Source organism: Pseudomonas parafulva NBRC 16636 = DSM 17004 (assembly GCF_000730645.1).
GTDB classification, from domain to species: Bacteria; Pseudomonadota; Gammaproteobacteria; order Pseudomonadales; family Pseudomonadaceae; genus Aquipseudomonas; species Aquipseudomonas parafulva.
In genome coordinates this window covers 22,423-41,988 of the sequence record NZ_BBIU01000002.1, presented here as the reverse complement: position 1 = coordinate 41,988, position 19,566 = coordinate 22,423, and the positions used below count along the sequence as shown (strand labels likewise).

The window sequence follows — 19,566 nt, the reverse complement described above, 5'->3', positions numbered from 1 at the left end:
GCAAGTTCTGGTTTTATTGTTTAAGTCGTTTACGGCAGTGTCAGTGGCAGATCGGCAAGAATGACGTGACCGCCCCCTTCAGCGGTCACACTTCAGGTCAGGGCTTTTTAATGTTTTCCCAGCGTTTGATCAGCTCGGCATTACGCGATGTCCAGTCTGCAACGGCCTGGTCCATGGTCTTGCCGTCCTTGACTTCACCATTGATGGCGGTGATATCGCTGAGCGGCACGTAGACCCCGGCCAGCAGTTCACGGGCGTGGGGGTTCTTTTCCGAGAAGCCTTTTTGCCCGATCCAGTAGTAGCCTTGAGGTGGCGGGAACACCCCCTTGGGGTCCTTGAGGAACTTGAGGTCATACTTTTGCGACATCCAGGAAGGCTCCCAGATCGTCACCGCCACCCATTCCTTACGGTCGATGGCCGACTTGAGCGCCGCGGTCATAGCCGCAGAGCTGCCCTCCAGCAGGTTGAGCCGGATGCCGTACTCGGTGACCGCTTTCGCCGCGTCGCTCATCAGCCCAGAGCCTGGCTCAATGCCAATGATCTTATTGCTGAACTTATCGGCCTGGTCGTTGAGTTGTTCGAGGGAGTCGATCGGTACGTACTTGGGCACCGCGATGCCCTGGTACAACCCGTGTGAAACCGGGGACAACTTCTCCAGCCGGTTCTTGTTGCGGTTCCAGTAATCCTGGGCGACGTAGTCGATCTGCGACGCCAGAATCTGGATATCGCCTTTGCTCAGTGCAGCGTAGGCAATGCCCCATTCGGAAAACGATGTCACCTTGACCGTATAGCCGGAGTCTTCGAGCACTTTCTTTGTAATACCGGTAATGGGTGTCAGGTCTTCCCACGACAAGGTACCCATCTGGATCACGTTGTCTTCCGCCTGCGCGTTGAGCACCGCTGCGCCTAACATCGCGAGCGCACAGAGCGCTTTCTTCATGTAACCCATTGGCTCTTACCTTTATTGTGAATTTATAAGTGACGCCTATGCCGAGTACACGCCCGGGCTTGCCGAGGGCTCCCCACCGGGCGCGTGCAGCGAGACTGGCACGGGCGCACAAGCCGGTCAATACTCACTGAATTCTATGTGTATACAGATAGAATTCATTAATCCGACTCAAACCTTTGAATCTTCTGCGCTTGAGCACGTCAAGGTGCTGGGCGCCGAGGCCAGGGCCAGTCGTAATCAGGAATTGTTCTGTCGTGAATTGAACAGCGCTACCGCCTGGGCTTGGGCGTAGGGTGTACAGCGTCGGAGCAATATGAACGGCAGATACGCCACCGAGCGCAGCAGCGTGCCCCCCTGATAAAAGCAGCGATGGCAAAGCCAATACCGTAGACTGACGGCGAAAAACCTTCATGACTGTGTGTAGGCTTACTGTCTAATCACCTTCTAAAGCCCTTATCCAAACCGTAGACAACCTCATGACCAACAAGAAGTCTTCCATGAATGCGCCGAAGGCCACGGATATCCCGATTGATCGCAAAGTGGTATTGAGCGAGGCACTCCGTCGCCGCATCCTGAATATGGAGCTTGCGCCTGGCGCAGTCGTCGACGAGATCGCCCTTGGCAATGAATTCGGCCTGTCCAGGCCGCCGGTGCGCGAGTTGCTACGCCAGATCGCAGCAGAGGGCTACATCGAGCTGGAAACCAACCGCGCCCCGCGGGTCGCAGCGATGAACCACGACTCCCTGCGAAGTTTCTTTCTTGCAGCACCGCTTATCTACATCGCCACCACCCAACTGGCTGCGCTGCACGCCAGCGACGCGGAGATCGAACAGCTCAAGCGTATCCAGCAGCAGTTTCGCCAGGCGATCGACAGTAAAGACGTTGAAAACCGCGTCATCCTCAACGACGCGTTCCATCTCGAAATTGGCAAGATGGCCCACAACGAGTACCTGATGCCCAGCCTGCGCCGGTTGCTGATTGATCACGCGCGCCTGGGGCGGATTTTCTACCGCCACCCCACCACCGATGACATGCAACGCGACCTTGAACTGGCCTGCGACCAGCACGATCAGATGATCGACGCCATCGAACGCCGCGACCCGCAGGCTGCTACTCAGATCGTCCAGGCCCACTGGGAGCTGTCCCGCAGGCGGATGGCCGAATACACCGCACCCAGCGGTGTTGAGGTCGCCTTGGCTTACTGATGTCGGCGCCTGGGCTGCCACCAAAAAACCACTGCCCCAAAGGGCAGTGGCCAGTTGCGTGCCGAACGCCGTCAGAACAGCAACGCGACTGCTCGGATCACGAAGCGTTGATCCAGATGGTCTTCAACTCCGTGTATTGGTCATGGGCCCAGATGGACTTGTCGCGCCCACCAAAACCAGACTCCTTGTAGCCACCGAACGGCGTGCTCACGTCACCTTCGCCAAAGCAGTTCACGGTCACCACGCCGGCACGAATTTCACGCGAGAGGCGCAGCGCATTGCGCAGGCTGCCGGTGTACGCCGACGCTGCGAGGCCGTAAACGGTATCGTTGGCCAGTTCGATCGCCTCGTCGAGGGTTTCGAAACTGGTCACACTCAGCACCGGGCCGAAGATTTCCTCTACGAACAGTTTGCTGTCGCGGGTAACGCCATCCACGATGGTCGGCTGCACACGCAGGCCGCTCTCAGTATGGCCACCCTGCACCACGTTGAGCTTGTGCTCGTTGGCGTAGTCCAAGTAGGACTTGACCTTCTCGAAATGCGATTTGCTGACCATCGCCCCCAGGCGGTTTTCCGGGTCGAGCGGGTCGCCCAGTTTCCACGCTTTCAGGTGCTTGCCGATCAGCGCCAGCAGCTCATCCTTCACGTCCTTGTGCACGATCAGGCGCGAGGACGCCGAGCAGTTCTCGCCCATGTTCCAGAACGCGCCGGCAGTGACGAACTGGGCCACTTCATCTAGGTCTTCGCAGTCGTTCATGACCACCGCCGGGTTCTTGCCACCTAGCTCCAGGACGATGCGTTTGAGGTTGGACTCTGCGGCATATTTGAGGAACAGCCGCCCCGTATCGGTGGAGCCAGTAAAGCTCACCATCGGGATATCCATATGGCGGCCGATGGCTTCGCCCACTTCGCGGCCGCCGCCAGGCACCAGGTTGAACACCCCAGCAGGAATGCCCGCTTCATGGGCCAGCTCCGCCACGCGCAAGGCGCTGAGGGTGGTTTCCTTGGCGGGCTTGACCACTACCGAGCACCCGGCAGCCAGGGATGGGGCGATCTTCCAGGCCAGCATCAGCAGCGGGAAGTTCCACGGCAGCACCAGGCCGACCACACCGATTGCTTCGCGCACCACCATGGTCACTGCTGCATTGCCGGTCGGGGCGGTAGCGTCGTAGATCTTGTCGATCAGTTCGGCGTGCCAGCGGACAGTGTGGATGGTCTCCGGCACGTCGACGGTCTGGCACTCGCTGACCGGCTTGCCACTGTCCAAGGCTTCCAGCACTGCCAACTCGTGGGCGTTGTCTTCGAGCAACTGGGCGAACTTCTGCAACACATGCTTGCGGTCGTTCGGCTGCATCTTCGACCAGGTGCCCTTCTCGAACACACGTTTGGCTGCGGCCACGGCGACGTTGACGTCGTTGACATCGCAGGCTGCGACCTCGGCCAACTGCTCGCCGGTAGCCGGGTTGGTGGTGACGAAGGTATTACCCGAGATCGCGTCGCGGAATTCACCGTCAATGAACGCCTGGGTGCGCAGTTGCAGGTCGGCGGCGATGGCCGCGTATTGATCCTTGCTCAGCAAGTCAGCCATGTTCAAGGCTCCTTAGTTGATCTGGGCGATGGTGGCTTTCAGTTCAGCTACAACCTGCTTGAGCGTGTCTTTCTCGGCGGCATCCAGGTCGGACAACGGTTTGCGCACACCACCGGTATTCAGGCCATTGAGGGCAACGCCGTACTTGATGGCCTGGACGAACTTGCCACCCTCGAGGAAATCCATCAGCGGCATCATCGCGGCCATGATCTTGCGGCCCTTGTCGAAGTTCTTCTCGATCACGCAGGCCTCGTACAGGGCCACGTGCTCACGCGGGATGAAGTTGGAACCGGCGCAGACCCAGCTCCTGGCGCCCCAGGCGAAAAATTCTAGGGCCTGATCGTCCCAGCCGCAGGAAAGCTGGATGTTCGGCCGCTTGATGGCCAGGCGGTGCAACTGGGCCATGTCACCTGAGCTTTCCTTGATGGCGACGATGTTTTTCACGTCAGCAACGGCGTCGAAGAACGCTTCGCCCATGCTCACGCTCATGCGGCCTGGGTAGTTGTACAGCATGATCGGCAGGCCGGCAGCGGCATCGACCGCTTTGACGTGCAGGGCGATTTCCTGCTGGGTCGGCAGTGCATACGGCGGGGTGCCCACCAGCAGTGCATCGGCCTTGATGTCCCTGGCGTGCTGGGCGAAGGCCACGGCGTCTTCGGTGCGGATGCCGCCGGTGCCCACGATCAATGGCAGGCGGCCATTGAGCACGTCCTTGGCCTGTGCGGCCAGTTCAACGCGCTCTTGGGAGGTGTGGGCGTAGTATTCGCCGGTTGAACCGCCGATGATGACCCCGTGCACCTTCGAATCGACCAGGTACTCGAGAACGTCGGCAAAGGCCGCTTTGTCGATCGAGCCGTCGGCCGACAACGGGGTCACTGCAGGTGTGTAGATGCCTTCGAACTTCACGGTATATCTCCAGTATGTCGTTGGATTAAAACCACGACGCACGCACGCCGCGGCTTGGCTGGGTCAAGCGAGTGACGCCGCCTGCTGCAGGTTCATGGAGCGCGTCTCAGGCGCCAGTGCGTACGAGAACGCCAGGCCGATGAACGTAACCCCCGCCGCTGCGTACATCGTTGCGCCGATGCCATAGGTGTCGAGGCCAATTGGCACGAGCCAGGTGCCCACCGCCGCCCCTACGCGAGACAGGGAGGTACCCACGCCTACTGCGCCAGCGCGGATCTCGGTCGGGAACAACTCGTTGGGGTAGACCAGTTGCAGTACCTGGGCGCCGCCAATGAACAAGGCGTACGCACCGAACAGCACCAAAATCAGCATCTCGGAGCCGGCACTGCAGGCACCCAGGCCAAGCAGCGCCAGCCCCGACCACAGAAAGCTGTGCAGCAGTGTGGTGCGTCGGCCCAAGGTGTTGAGCAAACGGGTGGCGATGATGCAGCCGACCACGAAGAGGCTGGTGATGGCCACAGAGCCTATCGACGCCCACTCACCTTTGAGGTTGAGCGCACCCAGCACCTTCGGCGCGAATGCATAAACCGCGAATACCGGGATCACCGAGCAGGTCCAGAACATCGTGACGAACAACATGCGCTTGCCGTAACCCGAGTGCAGCAGGCTAAGGAACGAGAGCTTGCGGGTCTTGGGCTCTTCGGGCAGGTTGCGCAGCGAGAACGCCTGGCCATACACCTTTTTGATGACCTGCTCGGCCTCTGCGGTTCTGCCTTTGCTGATCAACCACCGCGGTGATTCGGGGGTGCCCAGGCGCAGCGCAAACAACACGGCGCCGACCACGGCGGCACTGGCCAGCACCAGGCGCCACGCATCTTCCCCACCCTGCAGCAGAATGGTCTCACCGGTCATGTAGGCCGTTGCGGCGCCTGCGAACCACAGCACCGTCAGCGTCGCCAGCCGTGGGCCACGGCTTTTCTTGGGCAAAAACTCCACCAACAGCGAAGTCGCCACCGGGTATTCAATCCCGACTGCAATACCGATCGCGAAGCGCAAAAGGAACAGCGCGAGCGCCGAGTCGACCCAAAGCTGGGCCAATGAAGCGAGGATGAAGAAGGTGGGCCCGACGAAAAAGACCCGTTTGCGACCAAACCGGTCAGTCAACCACCCGCCGCAAAACCCGCCGAAGAAGATACCCATCAGGGCGGAGGCCGCAATCATGCCCTGCCAGAAACTGGTCAGCCCCAGGCCCACGGACATCTGTGACATAGCCACGCCAATAATGCTCAGGACATAGCCGTCCACGAACGAACCGCCGCCGGACCTGACCGTCAGCAACTGGTGAAAGCGGCTGATAGGAACGTCTTCAATCGATACATCAGAGTTTGTCATTATTTTCTCCTGCTACCGCTGTAGTGCCGACCTGTTCAGCCAGCGGCCAAGGCCGGCCACGGCATTCAAGGCATTGAAAGGGCTCAGCTCTCCTTGCCCGCCCGGTATTGCCCCCACCTGAGGTTCATGTTCAAGCCCAGCGACATGAGGGGTGCGGGCGGGTTGGCATTGGGCCCGGGCGTCTTGCGCACGAAGTCGATGAGCTCGTTGTGCTCCCCCGCCAGCCAGTCGGCCAACAGTTTTCCGGTGGCCGTGCCCCGGGTCACACCCAGGCCGTTGCAGCACAGGGCGCCGTACACGTTTGGCGCCAGTTCGCCAAAAAACCCCATGTGGTTACGCGACATGGCCAGGGCGCCGCCCCAGGTGTATTCGAACGGCACGTTGGGCAACATCGGGAAACGACGCGTGAAGGCGTCGCGATGACGGGCCGCGAACCTGTCGATGAACTTGCGGTTTGCGCGGCCATCCGGGTTGAAACTGAAGCTGTTACGAATGAGCAGGCGGTTGTCCGGCGTACGCCGCACCGTGGTGCCGAACGGGTCTGCAGGGATCACGCCCCAATAAGGCTTGCCGCCCAGGCGCGCTTGTTCCTCATCGGTCATTACCCGGGTCAGGCTGGCGTAGGTGAACACCGGCAACATGCGCCCTTTCAGGAACCCGAAGCTCATGCCAAAGGCATTGGTAGTGAGCACCAGCTTGTCGGCGGTAATCGATCCGTTGGCATGCTTGAGCACGGTCTGAGCGCCATAGGCGACGTCGGTGATCGGCGTGTGTTCGTACAACGTGACGTTGGCGGGCAGGTGATCTGCCAGGCCTTTGACCAGTGCCGACGGTTGCACCAGCGAGGTACCTGGTGTGAACAGCGCCTTGCGATAGAAGTGGGTGCCGATGTGCTCAGGCAACTCATCCGCCTCGATCATCTGATAGGGCTGTTCGAGTTTGTCCAGGCCCCGTCGATAGGCTTCCAGCACCGCGATACCGCGCGGCTCGACGGCCGCCTGGTATTTGCCGCAATGCTTCATCTGGCAGTCGATCTGGTAACGCTCCACCAGGTCCTTGAGCAACGACTGGCCACTGATATTGAGCTTGAGGGTGGTACGGGCAATGCCAATGTCACCGATGTAGTCTTCGGCGCCGATATCGTGCGGCAGGTCGATGGCAAAGCCGGCGTTACGCCCAGACGAGCCGTAACCCACCTCCTGGGCCTCCAGCAGAACGACTTGGTCGTCCGGAAAATGCAATGCCAATTGCCGAGCAGCGGCCAGGCCCGTAAAGCCAGCACCCACCACCACCCAGCGAGCATGGGTGTGGCCGGTATGCGGGAGCTTGATCTGCCGCCCTTTACTGAGGTGGTACCAGCCGCATGTTGTGTCGTCAGCGGGCAACGAACTTATTTTTATCATTTCAGGAACCAGTTGTTGTTGTTAGCGCCTGTTCCTCATCCCGCCTCGCGATCACGTGGCAATCGGTGAACCGAGCCTGCACGGCCCGAGTTATCGAAGCTCGCGGAGGTCGTGCGATGGCGCTATGTCTACAGTCTGTATACTGAATATAGGCAGCGTTAGACAGTGTGTCTACAGATATTTTTCTGCTTTCGATACCGCTCACAGCCGCACGCGCGCGGCACGTCTGTTAGCGACTCAATCATGTCTATTTACGCCTGAACGCTACCGGATACCCACGTTTTAAATACCGCCGCAGGCTCCATACCCATCTACTGTATTCATTGTCTATCTTTGGTATACATTAGCCGCTGCCTGCCCTAGCACCCTCTGCCAGTGCGTTTAACCCGCCTTGAATATTCGAGAAATCCGCCGTGAACCCGACGCGCAACTTCAGCAATACCCTCAGCGGTCACAACTCACGCTTCACGCCCCCGGTCGATGCTGGTGTCAGGCAGCAGACGCAGGTTGGCTTCCTGCTGCTTGAGCACTTTTCCCTTCCTGCGTTCACGCAGGCGCTGGATACACTCGTCACCGCCAACCTGATCCAGCCCGGAAGTTGCGCCAGCAGCACCTTCAGTGTTGACGGGGCCGCCGTCACCAGCGACCTGGGCATTGTGATCTGCCCCGCAGCAGCCATCACCGCAGGCCTTCAGCAGCCACTCGACTTACTGGTGATCTGCGCAGGGTTGCGCACCCCACTGGTCGCTTCGGTGCAATTGACGGGTTGGCTGCAGGCGCTCGCGCACAAAGGCGTCGCACTTGCAGGGCTTTGGAATGGTGCATGGTTCATGAGCCAGGCCGGCCTGCTGGATGGCTACCGCTGCACCGTGCACCCAGAGCACCGGGCCGCAGTGGCCGAGACAGCGCCGCGCAGCCATGTCAGCTCCGAGAGCTTCGTGGTGGACCGGGACCGCTTGAGCGCTGCCAGCCCTGCCGGCGCGTTCAATATGGTGCTCGAATGGCTGGGCACGAAACGGGGTACGCAACTCACCGACGGCATCACCGCGATCCTGGCTTTCGAGGCGTCGCGCTACCGCCGCGCCAGCCCCGCTCCCCATGCGAACATCAGCGAGCCTTTGCGCGAGGCCATCAACCTGATGAGCGCCAACCTTGAAGAGCCCTTGAGCCAGGATCAGCTGGCCAGCTATGTAGGCCGTTCGAAGCGGCAGATAGGCCGCCTGTTTCAGCACCAACTGGGCACTACCCCAGTTCGGTACTATATGGAGCTGCGCATTACCGAAAGCCGCCGCCTGCTGCAGTACTCAGAGCTGCCACTACTGAGTGTGGCAATCGCCTGCGGCTTCGTTTCGGCGAGCCATTTCAGCAAATGCTATACGGCATTCTTCGGCTACAGCCCTTCCAAGGAAAAACGCTTTGGGTGCATTAAAAGCATGCAGCGTGAAGTGAAGTGAGCCCCGGCCCCATCAACAGCGCACCTGGGGCTCAGTGCCCGGTTCGCGGCGTTAATGGGGGGTAGGCTTGCAGCGCGCACCGAGTACTGTTGCCAGAACAACCAGCAATGCCCCTGCAGCCATGCGCAGCGATGGCTCATCCTCGAACAGCCACCACGCGCCAAGGATGGCGTAAACGGGCTCCAGGGCGATGATCATGCCCGCGGTGCGAGCTTGCAAACCCTCCAGACTCTTGACGAAGAGAACCTGCGAAAGCCCGGTGCAGAACACGCCGAGCAGCGCCAGGTACATCCAGTCCTGTGCATGCAGACCGATAGCCGGCAGATGATCAAACGCGAAGGGCACCATCAGCAGGGCAACCACAACGTTCTGCCAGAATGCCACCTGCAAGGCTTTCATGTGCGTGGTGTGCCGCCGGTTCACCACTGCCAGCAACGCGAATGAAACGCCCGAGCCCAGCCCCCAGATCAGCCCGACAGTACCCTCGTTGAGCAGGTCGAACGTAGGCACCACCAGTACCAGGCCAGCCGTTACCATCAGCAGTAAAAGCCCTTCGCTACGGCTGATGCGTTCGCGGAAGAACAGCAGGTCAATGAGGGCAATGAAGGCCGGGAAGCTGGCGAAACCGAGCGTGGCTACCGCTACCCCTCCGACCTTTACGGCAATGAAGAATGTCACCCAGTGTGCTGCCAACAACGTGCCGGTAAGGCCGAGCACGGGCACGTTGCGCCAGGTCAGGGCGTCGAGTAGACGCGTCCCTTTAAGGCCCGCAACGAAACCCAGCGCAATGAAGGCAAAGGTCGCCCGGCCAAAGGTGATGATACTGGCGTCTGCCAGGATCAACGCCCCGAGGATACCGGTAAGGCCGAACAGCAAGGCAGCGATATGCGCCCAGAGCAGTGCATTACGATGACCGGGGGCAACACCGGCCGCAGAAACAGAAGTAGCGATCATGGCAGTCGTCTCAAAAGGTGCGCGAACGCAATCCGCACAGTCGCAGCGCGGCGTTGAGTGTGATTGGAAATTTATAGTTATGAGGTGCTACCGGCGGGCCGGTGCGGGGCGCTGCAGCGTTGGAATTATGAGACGAGGCTGCTTACTCGCAGATAGTGCAGCGGCTTACCGATAGCGCGCAGTAAGCCGTTATGTGAATTATGGCCCGCCAAGAGGGGCCTCTATCGCCTTGAGAGGACGTGCCCTTGTCAAAAATAGACACGCCATTCTGTACACCCTTGAAGGCATCCCAGGTAAAGGTCGGAGCAGGAAGCCAACGTCGCACCTTGTGTTGACAGTGTTCGCCCAGAGCATGATGGCAACGTTTCCAACCTCCTAATCTGCCACCTTGCCAAAGGCGTAACCCTTTAGAAACTAACCACCCGATGCCACGGGAGCACCTTGCATGCCCATCGAATTCAGACCCGCTCAAGCCTCGGATGCGCACGATATCGCGCGCTTCTTTCAACTGACCTCAGAGGGCATGGCCGATTACATATGGAGCAAGCTTGCCGCACCGGGTGAAGCACTGCTCAGTGTCGGTGCGGCCCGCTATGCCCGGGAGCAGGGCGACTTCTCCTACAAGAACTGCCTGATGGCCACCGACGCAGGGCGCGTCATCGGCATGATGCACAGCTATGCATTGCACGCCACGCCTGACGGGCATGTCGAGACCGACCCGGTGCTTGCGCCTTATGCCGACATGGAAATACCCAACACCTTGTACATCTCCAGCCTGGCCCTGGATGAGGCCTGGCGCGGCCAAGGGCTTGGCGTGCAGTTTCTTCGCCATGCCCAGCAGCGCGCCGATGCTGCCGGGCTGGAGGGGCTATGCCTGATCGATTATGCAGAAAACCACGGCGCACGCCGGTTCTATGAACGCCATGGCTTCCAGGTTGTTAAAACCTGCCAGATCGTTGCGCACCCGATGCTGGGCGTAACCGGTGACGCCTACTTGATGTATCGCCCTACCCACAACCTGCTCGAGAAATAATGATGAACAAGACGCTGACCGTATTCCGCGACCTGGATATCCAACCGGTGCGCGACCTTCCCTTTTTCGAAGAAGTCCTGGAAGGTGACCCCCACACGCTGACCTCCAAGTACTATCACGATGAACAGCAAGGTCGCATTTCCGGGGAGTGGGAAGCCAGCATCGGCGCCTGGCGCATCGACTACAAAGTCTGGGAGTTCTGCCACGTTCTGGGTGGGCGCTGCGTGATCGAGCTCGAGGGTTGCGCCCCGGTCACACTCGCCGCTGGCGACACGTTCATTATCGAACCAGGCGCCAAGGGCAAATGGACGGTGCTCGAAAACATGAAAAAGAATTTTGTGATCCTCTTGCCCGCCAGCGCGTGACTTGTCTCGGCATCAGGCTGAGCGTCCTTGGCAGTGCAGCAGGGGTTTCGGGCACAAACGCATAATCTGCTATTGTTCGCGCCCTGTATCCAGGCAATGACAGCCTGAATCACTGACAAGGAGCGTTGCGATGAAACACCCAGGGCGGCTGAGCGGCGGCCAATTCGACGCGTTCATGGCGCGGTTTTTCCCAAGCTTTGCGGGCGGCTTCTTGCTCTGTGCGCTGGCGTCAGGAAGCGGCATCGCGCTCTGGCAACACAGTTATCTGCGTGGTGTGCCTGACAGCGGGAACTACGCCATGGCAGTACTGCTGGGCCTGGTACTACTGCTGTGCACAGGTCAGTTCGCCTTCATCCGGGGTTTGCGTTGGGGCATCTGGCTGGTAGTGCCTTGCCTGCTGGCGCCCGCGCTGGTAGCCGCCAGCCTGTTCGGTACTCGCTACGCCGGCCCAGGGCAACTGGCGGTGCTGGCACTGGCCCTGCTGGGTTTGCTGGTGATCAACAGCAAACGCCATCGCGGCATGCGCCAGCGCTTGCATGAAATGCGCCTGCAACGCAAAGGCGTACTGCCGGCAACCCCCGCTGACCACTTCCCGGACGGCGCACCACCCAGCAAACCCTGGTTAGCGCGGGTGGTGCTGGGTTTGCTGGTCATCATGGTGGCCTGCAAGATCTACCTGGTTTTCTGGGGCTGATCGCAGGCGAGCACCGCCGAACTTTCCGACAGCCACACTGGAAATACCCGCGAGTCTCACGATCCCTCATGGCCTTTGCCAAATCGATGCATCCACCCGCACCCGCTTCGGGAGCAGTTTGTGCTCGAAAAACAGGTCAGCCGTTTTCTGCTGAGCCGCAGCCAAAGCGTCACTTACCGGCAGTACCGGTGATGGCGGCCGGTGGCTGAAGCTGCGCTGCACCACCGCCTCCGGCAGGCCCATGAACGCCGCCAGCAACCGCACGCTGCCGGCTTCGTCGCTGCGGGTCAGCGCCTCGGCACGGCTGATTTGGTCAAGCACCTGCGCGACGAACCGTGGGTGGCCCTGTACATAGGCCCGGGCGCCCAGCATGAAGGGGCCACTCAAGCCCAACCCATGCCCGTCGGCCAGCAGCCGCGCCTTGCCCTCAAGTTCCATGGCCGAATAGAACGGGTCCCAGATCGCCCACGCATCCACGCTGCCACGCTCGAAGGCAGCGCGGGCGTCAGCCGGGGCCAGGAACACCCACTGTACGTCGCGGGTGCTCAAGCCTGCCTTTGCCAGCGCACGCAGCACCAGGTTGTGCGCACTCGACCCCTTCTGCAGGGCGATACGCTTGCCCTTGAGCCCGGCCACCTGGGTAATCGGGCTGCCGTTGGGCACCAGGATCACTTCGGCCTGGGGTTTGGCGGGCTCAGCCCCGATGTACAGCAGGTCGGCCCCTGCTGCCTGGGCGAAGATCGGAGGTATGTCACCGGTGGCGCCAATGTCCAGGCTGCCAATGTTCAGCGCCTCGAGCATCTGCGGCCCCGCGGGAAACTCCAGCCACTGGACCTGAGTGTTCGGGAAGCGCTGTTCCAGCAACTGGTGCTGCTTGGCCAGCACCAGGCTGATCGAGCCCTTTTGATAACCAATGCGCAGGCTGGGCGGGTCGCCGGCATGGGCGAGGCCCGCCAGCGCTGCCAGCAGCAGTAGGGCAACACGTGCAAGCGCCATGGTTTATTCCTTCCAGTCGGTCGAAGGTTTTTCCCAGAGGTTTATCCCGCCTTCAACGGCGTACTGGTCAATGGCAGCCAGTTCCTCGGCGCTGAACGCCAGGTTGTCGAGGGCCGCGACGTTTTCGGTGATCTGCTCCGGCCGGCTGGCGCCGATCAGTGCCGAGGTCACCCGTGGGTCGCGCAAGGTCCAGGCCAATGCCAGCTGGGCCAGGCTCTGGCCACGCTGGTGGGCGATGGCGTTCAGGGCGCGCGCACGGGCGATGTTGGCTTCAGACAAATGCTGGGGCAGCAGCGACCCGCCGCCTGCGCGGTTGACCCGTGCATCGGCCGGAATGCCGTCAAGGTACTTGTCGCTGAGCAGCCCCTGGGCCAACGCGGTGAACACGATCACCCCGGCCCCCACGGCCGCAGTGGTGTCGAGTAGGTCGCGCTCTATCCAGCGGTTGAACAGGTTGTAGGACGGCTGGTGGATCAGCAGCGGCACGTTGAGCGTGTCGAGCAGCGCTGCCATCTCGGCGGTTTTGCCTGCCGAGTAGGACGAGATACCGATGTATAACGCTTTGCCCTGGCGCACGATATCGGCCAGCGCAATGGCCGTTTCTTCCAGCGGGGTATCGGCATCGAAGCGGTGGGAATAGAAAATATCCACATAGTCCAGCCCCAGGCGCGCCAGGCTCTGGTCCAGGCTGGCGATCAGGTATTTGCGTGAGCTGCCGCCCTGCCCGTACGGCCCGGGCCACATGTCCCAACCAGCCTTGCTGGAGATGATCAGTTCATCCCGATAGCTGCGCAGGTCCTCGCGCAGCAGGCGGCCGAAATTCACCTCGGCGCTGCCGTACGGCGGGCCGTAGTTGTTGGCCAGGTCAAAATGGTTGATACCGGCATCAAAGGCGGTATGCAGCAAGGCGCGCTGGGTGCTGATGGGCGTGGCATCACCAAAATTGTGCCACAGCCCCAGTGAGAGGGCCGGTAGCACCAAGCCACTGCGCCCTACCCGGCGGTAGGGCATGCGTGCATAACGGTCGGGGTTTGCGTGATAGCTCATGGGGATTCTCGTCAAACAAAATGGGGGTTGGCCGGGCGTTGCAGGCCTAGATGCTCGCGCAGCGTCTTGCCTTGATAGTGGCGACGGAACAGGCCACGTCGCTGCAGTTCGGGCACCACGTGCAGGGCGAAGTCTTCGAGCCCCAACGGCAGGTGGGGGACCAGTACGTTGAAGCCATCGGCTGCACTGCCTTCGAACCAGGCCTGCAGTTCATCGGCAATCTGCGACGGCGTGCCCACCACGCTGTGGTGCCCTCGCCCCCCGGCGATGCGCCGGCCCAGCTGCGCCAAGGTCAGTTGCTCGCTGCCGGCCAGCTCGGTCAGTAAAGCCTGGCGGCTGCGTTGGCCGTTGTCGGTGGGCGGCAGCGGTGGTAGCGGGCCGTCCAGCGGGTAGCCGGACAGGTCGAAGTTGCCCAGCATGCGCCCTAGCAGGCCCACCCCGACACGGGGGTCGACCAGGTCCTGAAACGCTTGGTACTTGTCTTCGGCTTGTGCCTGGCTTTGCCCCACTACCACGAACACACCGGGCATGATCTTAAGGGCGTTCGGATCCCGCCCGTAACTGGCCAGTCGCCCTTTTACGTCGGCGTAGAACGCCCGCGCCGTTTCCAGGCTGGGCTGTGCAGTGAACACCACTTCGGCGCTCTGTGCCGCCAACGCGCGGCCGGCTTCTGAGGAACCCGCCTGGACCAATACGGGCCGCCCCTGGGGCGAGCGGGCCACATTCAGCGGGCCTTTGACACGGAAATGCTCACCGGCGTGGTCGAGCGTGCGCACCGCATGGGGCGGGTGAAACAGGCCGCTGGCTTTGTCGCGCACGAAGGCATCGTCCGCCCAGCTGTCCCACAAGCCTTGCACGACCTGCTGGAATTCACGGGCACGGGCGTAGCGCTCGGCGTGCGAAATGTGCGACTCAAGGCCGAAGTTACCGGCCTCGGCGGCCGCGTCAGAAGTCACCAGGTTCCACCCGGCACGCCCCGCAGACAGGTGGTCCAGCGAAGCGAATTTACGTGCCACATGGTACGGCTCGTTGTAACTGGTGGTGGCGGTGGCGATCAGCCCGATGCGCTCGGTGACCGTGCTGAGCGCCGACAGCAAGGTCAACGGTTCAAAATACACCGAGCGGGCGCTCAGGCTCGCCCAGGGTTCGGCGGGCGCTGCCACGCTGTCGGCCACGAACAGGGCGTCGAAGCACGCCGCTTCGGCGATCTGCGCCGTGCGCCGGTAGATGGCAAAGTCCAGCGGGTCCGCCGGCACCTGCGGGTGGCGCCAGGCGGCAACGTGGTGCCCGGTAGCCATCAGAAACGCGCCCAGGCTCATTTGACGGGACATGGGGTTCTCCTTCAATACACAAATACGGCAGCCGGAGGCTCAGAAGTCCTTGCGCAGTTGCACGCCGAAGTAGCGCCCGTCGTCCCGGGGCACCGAGCGGTAGATGTAGTCACCGCCGCTGGACAGCATCTGCGCGTACGACGTGTCGCCCAGGTTCTTGCCCAGCAGCGCCACGCGCCAGCCGGCGTTGTAGTCGGCCAGGGCAACGCTGGCATTCCAGATGCCATACGCGCCCTGGACGGTGTCCGGGTTCTGGTCGAGGCTGAACTGCACGGCGTCCTGCCAGCTGTAATCACTGCTCAGTTCCACGTCCAGGCCGTTGTCCAGCGGGATCACGTAGTCAGCCCGCAGGTAGGTTTTCCAGTCCGGGGTGAACGGCAGGTGGCCGCCGTCAATATTGCAGTTGGCGGCTGCCCCTGGCGGGCAGTTGAAGTGATCGACGCGCGCCTTGGTGTAGGCCACGGCGGCCGACAGTTTCAGGCGCGAGGTGGCCTGCAGGCTGGCATCCAGTTCTACACCCTGGGTCTTGACCTTGCCGGCGTTCACCAGCCGGGTGACCACCTGGTTGGCCACGGTGTCGAAGAAGTTCGCCTGGTAGTTGTCGTAATCGGTGTGGAAGACGGCCAGGTTGGCGGTGAGGCGATTGTCCAGCGCCGTGCTCTTCAGGCCGATCTCGTAGGCGTCGGAGGTTTCGGGCTTGAGCGCCTGGGTGTCACGCGGCTGCATGTTGAAGAACACGTTGTAGGCCGGGCCTTTGTAGCCCCGGGAATAGGTGACATAGCCGGTCAGGTTGTCGTTGAAATCGTACTGCAGCCCGGTCCGTCCGCTCCACCCGTCCTCGTCCACCGACGCTTTGCTGGCGGTAGAGGGCTGGATACCGGTCACGGCGGTGGCCGAGGTGGACACGCGGCGGTGATCATAGTCGAGGTCATCGTGGGTCCAGCGCAGCCCGAAGATGGCGCGCAAGTCGTCGGTGAAGTTGAAGGTGTTTTCGCCGAACAGCGCCACGCTGTCGTTGCGGGTAGCGTAATCGGCGCGGCCGAGGTTGGCGATGCCGCCATTCACCGACAGGCGCTGGTAGGTTTCCTGCGACTTGCCGTGCATGTAGAAGGCGCCCAGTACATATTCGTTGAACTGGCCCTTGGGCGAGGTCAGGCGAAATTCCTGGCTGTACTGGTCGTAATCGACCGTGCCCTTGTCATGGGAGGCGGTCAGCGGCAGCAAGGCGCGCCGGTCACCGTCCTGGTACTGGGTGTTGTTCCAGCCCCGCCAGGCACTGATCGAAGTCAGGGTGAAGTCGCCCATTTGCCAGTCCAGCTGCGCAGACAAGCCCTGGTTTTCATCTTCGACGTGGGTCTTGAAGTCGCTGTTGATGTCACGATTGTGGGCACTGGGGGTCACCGGCCGTAACTGGCTGGCAAAGGCGTTGCTCGCACGGGTGACCACACCGCTGGGCAGGGTATCTTCGCCTTTCATGTAGTCCGCGATCAGGGTAAGGCGCAGCGCCTCGTCTGGCTCGAACTCAAGCTTGCCGCGTGCCCCCTTGCGTGTGTAGCCATTGACGCGGTGGCCGTTGGCAACATTGTCCACGTTGCCGTCATAGCCGCCCCACAACGTGCTCAGCGAACCCTTCAGGTGCTCATCGAAGCGCCCGCCAATGCCGAAGCGCAGGCGGTTCTCGTCGCCACCACCATAATGAGCGTAATCCACATACCCCTGGGCCTGCTCCGGGATGGCCTTGCTGATCACATTGAGTACGCCGGCCGATGCGTTTTTGCCGAACAGTGTGCCCTGCGGGCCACGCAGCACTTCGATACGTTCGAGGTCAAGCAGGTCGAGGGTAGATTGGCCGGGGCGGCCCAACACGACGCCATCGACCACTGTGGCGACCGTGGGCTCTACACCGGGTGAGGTCGAAATGGTGCCCACGCCACGGATGAACAGCGAAGTATCCTTGTTGGAAGCACCGGCCCTGTAGTTGAGGGTGGGTACCTGCTGGACGATACTGGCGACGTTGTTGCGGTTATCCCGCTCCAGTTGCTCGCCCTCCACTACCGAAACGGCCACCGGCACCTTTTGCAGGGGTGCTTCCCGCCGGGTGGCTGTAACCGTGACGGCCCCCAGCGCAGTAGGCTGCACGGCCTCTTCTGCCTGGGCGCCCTGCCCTATGGCAGCCAGCAGCACAGCCGTAGCCAGGGGTTTGCGTGGGGGTTTGAAACAAGACCGATTGCGGCTTTTCTGCATGATGCACACTGCCCTGATAGACCAGACGAAAGAGAAGCTGTGGGTGTCTGGTCTCGCTCGTGCGAGTGGCAGGCGCTTGCCAACAGCAGCGCTTGTTAGCGCTAACACGGCAAGTATCCAAGCGGCCCGCATAGCACGTCAAATACTGAAAAGTGCGCCATTTATGCCTTTTGGCTATTTGCTTCAAGCGCTCTGGTTAGCGCTAACATGGGCCCTCTCTTAGCCACAATTGCCAGGGCGTCAGCGTGAACAAGCCCAATGAACCCACTCGAAAGCGCCGCGGTGCCGGGCGCGTGACGCTGGCGGAAGTCGCCCGAGTGGCCAAGGTGTCGTCGATCACCGTCTCGCGGTACTTCAACCAGCCGGAACAGGTTTCCGAACCGCTGCGCGAGCGGATCCAAGCTGCCGTGCAGCAGATGGGCTATGTGCCAAATCGGGTGGCCGGCGGCCTCGCCTCCGCGCGCGGGCGCATCGTTGCCTTGGTCATCCCGAACATCTCCGGGCCGATTTTCGCCGATACCCTGCAAGCCTTCAGCGATACCCTGAGCACATTCGGCTACCAGTTGCTGCTGGCCTCAAGCTACTTCAGCCAAGAGCAGGAAGAACAGGCGGTGCGGGCCTTTCTGGGATGGTCGCCAGCGGCACTGGTGGTCACCAGCCGTTACCACAGCCCCGCTACCGAAAAGATGCTGGCGGAGGCGGACGTACCCGTGGTTGAAATCTGGGATTACGTGCCTGAACGCCCTGCGCTGCAGGTGGGTTTTCGTCATTTCGAGGCGGGCCAACTGGCATGCCGCTGCTTGCTGGACAAAGGCTACCAGCGCATCGCATTCGTGCAGAACAGCGTCGCTGGCGACTTCAGCGCCCTGGAGCGGCGTGACGGGTATGCCCAGGTGCTGTTCGAAGCGGGCCTGGAACCCTGGGTGTTCGTCCCGCCCGCTGACGCAGCGCCATTCGAAGCCGGGCGCCAGGCGCTCGAAGCGCTGATGCGCCGCACCCCCGCCCCGGATGCGATCATGTTCGCCAATGACAACCTGGCCGCTGGCGCCCTGCTCGCAAGCCAGCGCGCCGGGCTGCGGGTGCCCGAAGACGTGGCGGTCATGGGGTTTGGCGACTACGCCTTCGCGCAGATGCTGCTGCCCAGCCTGTCCACCGTGCGGCCGCCCTCGCGAGCAATCGGTGTGGTGGCGGCGCAGAGGGTGTTGCAGCACCTGGGCGCCCTGGCGGGCGAAGGCGATATACCACGCTTGAACCTGCTGGCGTGCCAGCTGGTGGTGCGGGAGAGTATCTGAAGCAGCCTTGGCCGGTGTGAATACAGGTGTTGACTCTCCCGTATGGGGCAGGCTCTAACGTCCTGCCTTTTACTGGGGGTGAACACTGCAATGGGTAAACGGATACTGATCATACTCGGGCACCCCTGTGCCGAGAGCTTCTGCGCAGCACTGGCCGATCGGTACACCGAGGCAGCACAGCTTGTAGGCCATGAATCACGCGTGCTGCTACTGGGCGACCTGACGTTCGACCCCGTTCTACGCCACGGCTACAAACAGGTGCAGGCACTGGAGCCTGACCTGCTGACGGCGCAGGCCGATTTGCTGTGGGCCAACCACCTGGTATTCGTCTACCCCATTTGGTGGGGCGGTATTCCGGCGCTGATGAAAGGCTTCATCGACCGGGTATTCCTGCCGGGCTTCGCATTCCGCTATCAGCCGGGTAAGGCGTTTCCCAAACCGCTGCTCAAGGGCCGCACTGCCGACCTGCTGGTAACCCTGGACACGCCGGCCTGGTATTACCGTTGGATATATCGCATGCCTGGGCTGCATCAGCTGCGCAAGACTACCTTGCAGTTCTGTGGTATCCGACCGTTGAGAACGCTGACGTTTGGCCCCGTGCTGGGTGCCAATGCGCAACGCCGCGAAGCCTGGCTAAAGCAGGCAGAGACCCTTGCACGCCGCTGAAAACGGCCAGATTTCCAGCCAGGCCAACCCTGTGCCAAGATGCGTTG

At 61.6% G+C, this 19,566-nt stretch carries 17 protein-coding genes; 7 read left to right on the top strand and 10 right to left on the bottom strand.

Annotated features, from left to right (window positions below; genetic code table 11):
• Positions 1-97 precede the first annotated feature (97 nt).
• Positions 98-949: a glycine betaine ABC transporter substrate-binding protein gene (locus tag PPA02S_RS00375; protein WP_028634258.1), complete on the bottom strand. Its 852-nt coding sequence runs from the start codon at positions 947-949 to the stop codon at positions 98-100.
• A 497-nt stretch (positions 950-1,446) separates the two neighbouring features.
• Between PPA02S_RS00375 and PPA02S_RS00370 the strand changes: the two genes are divergently transcribed.
• Positions 1,447-2,154 carry a GntR family transcriptional regulator gene (locus tag PPA02S_RS00370; protein ID WP_028634259.1) on the top strand — a complete coding sequence of 236 codons (708 nt, stop codon included), beginning with the start codon at positions 1,447-1,449 and terminating at the stop codon, positions 2,152-2,154.
• 97 nt (positions 2,155-2,251) lie between these two features.
• Here the strand turns inward: PPA02S_RS00370 and PPA02S_RS00365 are convergent, their stop codons facing one another.
• The 4 genes from PPA02S_RS00365 to PPA02S_RS00350 all read right to left on the bottom strand — a co-directional run bounded on the left by PPA02S_RS00365 (position 2,252) and on the right by PPA02S_RS00350 (position 7,443).
• Complete coding sequence (locus PPA02S_RS00365) at positions 2,252-3,742, bottom strand: aldehyde dehydrogenase (RefSeq protein WP_028634260.1); 1,491 nt, start codon at positions 3,740-3,742, stop codon at positions 2,252-2,254.
• A gap of 12 nt (positions 3,743-3,754) precedes the next feature.
• Complete coding sequence (locus tag PPA02S_RS00360; protein WP_028634261.1) at positions 3,755-4,648, bottom strand: dihydrodipicolinate synthase family protein; 894 nt, start codon at positions 4,646-4,648, stop codon at positions 3,755-3,757.
• Positions 4,649-4,711: 63 nt separating this feature from the next.
• Entirely contained in the window at positions 4,712-6,040 is a 1,329-nt protein-coding gene (locus PPA02S_RS00355; RefSeq protein WP_028634262.1) for an MFS transporter, read from the bottom strand.
• 83 nt (positions 6,041-6,123) lie between these two features.
• Complete coding sequence (locus PPA02S_RS00350) at positions 6,124-7,443, bottom strand: NAD(P)/FAD-dependent oxidoreductase (RefSeq protein WP_028634263.1); 1,320 nt, start codon at positions 7,441-7,443, stop codon at positions 6,124-6,126.
• A gap of 413 nt (positions 7,444-7,856) precedes the next feature.
• Between PPA02S_RS00350 and PPA02S_RS00345 the strand changes: the two genes are divergently transcribed.
• Positions 7,857-8,897, top strand: coding sequence for a GlxA family transcriptional regulator (locus PPA02S_RS00345; RefSeq protein WP_028634264.1), 1,041 nt, complete (start codon positions 7,857-7,859; stop codon positions 8,895-8,897).
• A 51-nt stretch (positions 8,898-8,948) separates the two neighbouring features.
• On the opposite strand, the gene PPA02S_RS00340 is transcribed toward PPA02S_RS00345, so the two are convergent.
• The gene (locus tag PPA02S_RS00340; RefSeq protein ID WP_028634265.1) at positions 8,949-9,851 is read right to left on the bottom strand and encodes a DMT family transporter; all 903 of its coding nucleotides are present in this window, start codon (positions 9,849-9,851) and stop codon (positions 8,949-8,951) included.
• Positions 9,852-10,296: 445 nt separating this feature from the next.
• Between PPA02S_RS00340 and PPA02S_RS00335 the strand changes: the two genes are divergently transcribed.
• The 3 genes from PPA02S_RS00335 (at position 10,297) to PPA02S_RS22335 (ending at position 11,943) form a co-directional block, all read left to right on the top strand.
• A complete protein-coding gene (locus PPA02S_RS00335) occupies positions 10,297-10,884 on the top strand; it encodes a GNAT family N-acetyltransferase (RefSeq protein ID WP_028634266.1) in 588 nt (195 codons plus the stop codon).
• Positions 10,885-10,886: 2 nt separating this feature from the next.
• Positions 10,887-11,249, top strand: a complete 363-nt coding sequence (locus PPA02S_RS00330; RefSeq protein ID WP_028634267.1) for a cupin domain-containing protein — start codon at positions 10,887-10,889, stop codon at positions 11,247-11,249.
• A gap of 130 nt (positions 11,250-11,379) precedes the next feature.
• Entirely contained in the window at positions 11,380-11,943 is a 564-nt protein-coding gene (locus tag PPA02S_RS22335) for a hypothetical protein (RefSeq protein WP_050577099.1), read from the top strand.
• A gap of 66 nt (positions 11,944-12,009) precedes the next feature.
• Here the strand turns inward: PPA02S_RS22335 and PPA02S_RS00320 are convergent, their stop codons facing one another.
• The 4 genes from PPA02S_RS00320 to PPA02S_RS00305 are packed head-to-tail and all read right to left on the bottom strand — an operon-like array spanning position 12,010 to position 17,561.
• Entirely contained in the window at positions 12,010-12,939 is a 930-nt protein-coding gene (locus PPA02S_RS00320; protein WP_028634268.1) for an aliphatic sulfonate ABC transporter substrate-binding protein, read from the bottom strand.
• A gap of 3 nt (positions 12,940-12,942) precedes the next feature.
• Complete coding sequence (gene mgrA, locus PPA02S_RS00315) at positions 12,943-13,986, bottom strand: L-glyceraldehyde 3-phosphate reductase (protein ID WP_028634269.1); 1,044 nt, start codon at positions 13,984-13,986, stop codon at positions 12,943-12,945.
• 11 nt (positions 13,987-13,997) lie between these two features.
• Positions 13,998-15,317: an LLM class flavin-dependent oxidoreductase gene (locus tag PPA02S_RS00310; RefSeq protein ID WP_028634270.1), complete on the bottom strand. Its 1,320-nt coding sequence runs from the start codon at positions 15,315-15,317 to the stop codon at positions 13,998-14,000.
• Between the two features lie 39 nt (positions 15,318-15,356).
• Positions 15,357-17,561, bottom strand: a complete 2,205-nt coding sequence (locus tag PPA02S_RS00305) for a TonB-dependent receptor (RefSeq protein WP_028634271.1) — start codon at positions 17,559-17,561, stop codon at positions 15,357-15,359.
• Positions 17,562-17,806: 245 nt separating this feature from the next.
• Between PPA02S_RS00305 and PPA02S_RS00300 the strand changes: the two genes are divergently transcribed.
• Both PPA02S_RS00300 and PPA02S_RS00295 read left to right on the top strand, forming a co-directional pair.
• Complete coding sequence (locus PPA02S_RS00300; protein WP_028634272.1) at positions 17,807-18,853, top strand: LacI family DNA-binding transcriptional regulator; 1,047 nt, start codon at positions 17,807-17,809, stop codon at positions 18,851-18,853.
• A gap of 90 nt (positions 18,854-18,943) precedes the next feature.
• Positions 18,944-19,519: an NAD(P)H-dependent oxidoreductase gene (locus PPA02S_RS00295; RefSeq protein WP_028634273.1), complete on the top strand. Its 576-nt coding sequence runs from the start codon at positions 18,944-18,946 to the stop codon at positions 19,517-19,519.
• The last annotated feature ends 47 nt before the right edge of the window (positions 19,520-19,566 follow it).

Bases quoted from the DNA above. Each gene is read 5' to 3' on its own strand.
- PPA02S_RS00295 (WP_028634273.1), top strand. From the start codon at position 18,944: ATGGGTAAACGGATACTGATCATACTCGGGCACCCCTGTGCCGAGAGC.
- PPA02S_RS00350 (WP_028634263.1), bottom strand. From the start codon at position 7,443: ATGATAAAAATAAGTTCGTTGCCCGCTGACGACACAACATGCGGCTGG.
- PPA02S_RS00330 (WP_028634267.1), top strand. From the start codon at position 10,887: ATGAACAAGACGCTGACCGTATTCCGCGACCTGGATATCCAACCGGTG.
- PPA02S_RS00335 (WP_028634266.1), top strand. From the start codon at position 10,297: ATGCCCATCGAATTCAGACCCGCTCAAGCCTCGGATGCGCACGATATC.
- PPA02S_RS00320 (WP_028634268.1), bottom strand. From the start codon at position 12,939: ATGGCGCTTGCACGTGTTGCCCTACTGCTGCTGGCAGCGCTGGCGGGC.
- PPA02S_RS00370 (WP_028634259.1), top strand. From the start codon at position 1,447: ATGAATGCGCCGAAGGCCACGGATATCCCGATTGATCGCAAAGTGGTA.
- PPA02S_RS00365 (WP_028634260.1), bottom strand. From the start codon at position 3,742: ATGGCTGACTTGCTGAGCAAGGATCAATACGCGGCCATCGCCGCCGAC.
- mgrA (WP_028634269.1), bottom strand. From the start codon at position 13,986: ATGAGCTATCACGCAAACCCCGACCGTTATGCACGCATGCCCTACCGC.
- PPA02S_RS00310 (WP_028634270.1), bottom strand. From the start codon at position 15,317: ATGTCCCGTCAAATGAGCCTGGGCGCGTTTCTGATGGCTACCGGGCAC.
- PPA02S_RS00375 (WP_028634258.1), bottom strand. From the start codon at position 949: ATGGGTTACATGAAGAAAGCGCTCTGTGCGCTCGCGATGTTAGGCGCA.
- PPA02S_RS00340 (WP_028634265.1), bottom strand. From the start codon at position 9,851: ATGATCGCTACTTCTGTTTCTGCGGCCGGTGTTGCCCCCGGTCATCGT.
- PPA02S_RS00355 (WP_028634262.1), bottom strand. From the start codon at position 6,040: ATGACAAACTCTGATGTATCGATTGAAGACGTTCCTATCAGCCGCTTT.
- PPA02S_RS22335 (WP_050577099.1), top strand. From the start codon at position 11,380: ATGAAACACCCAGGGCGGCTGAGCGGCGGCCAATTCGACGCGTTCATG.
- PPA02S_RS00305 (WP_028634271.1), bottom strand. From the start codon at position 17,561: ATGCAGAAAAGCCGCAATCGGTCTTGTTTCAAACCCCCACGCAAACCC.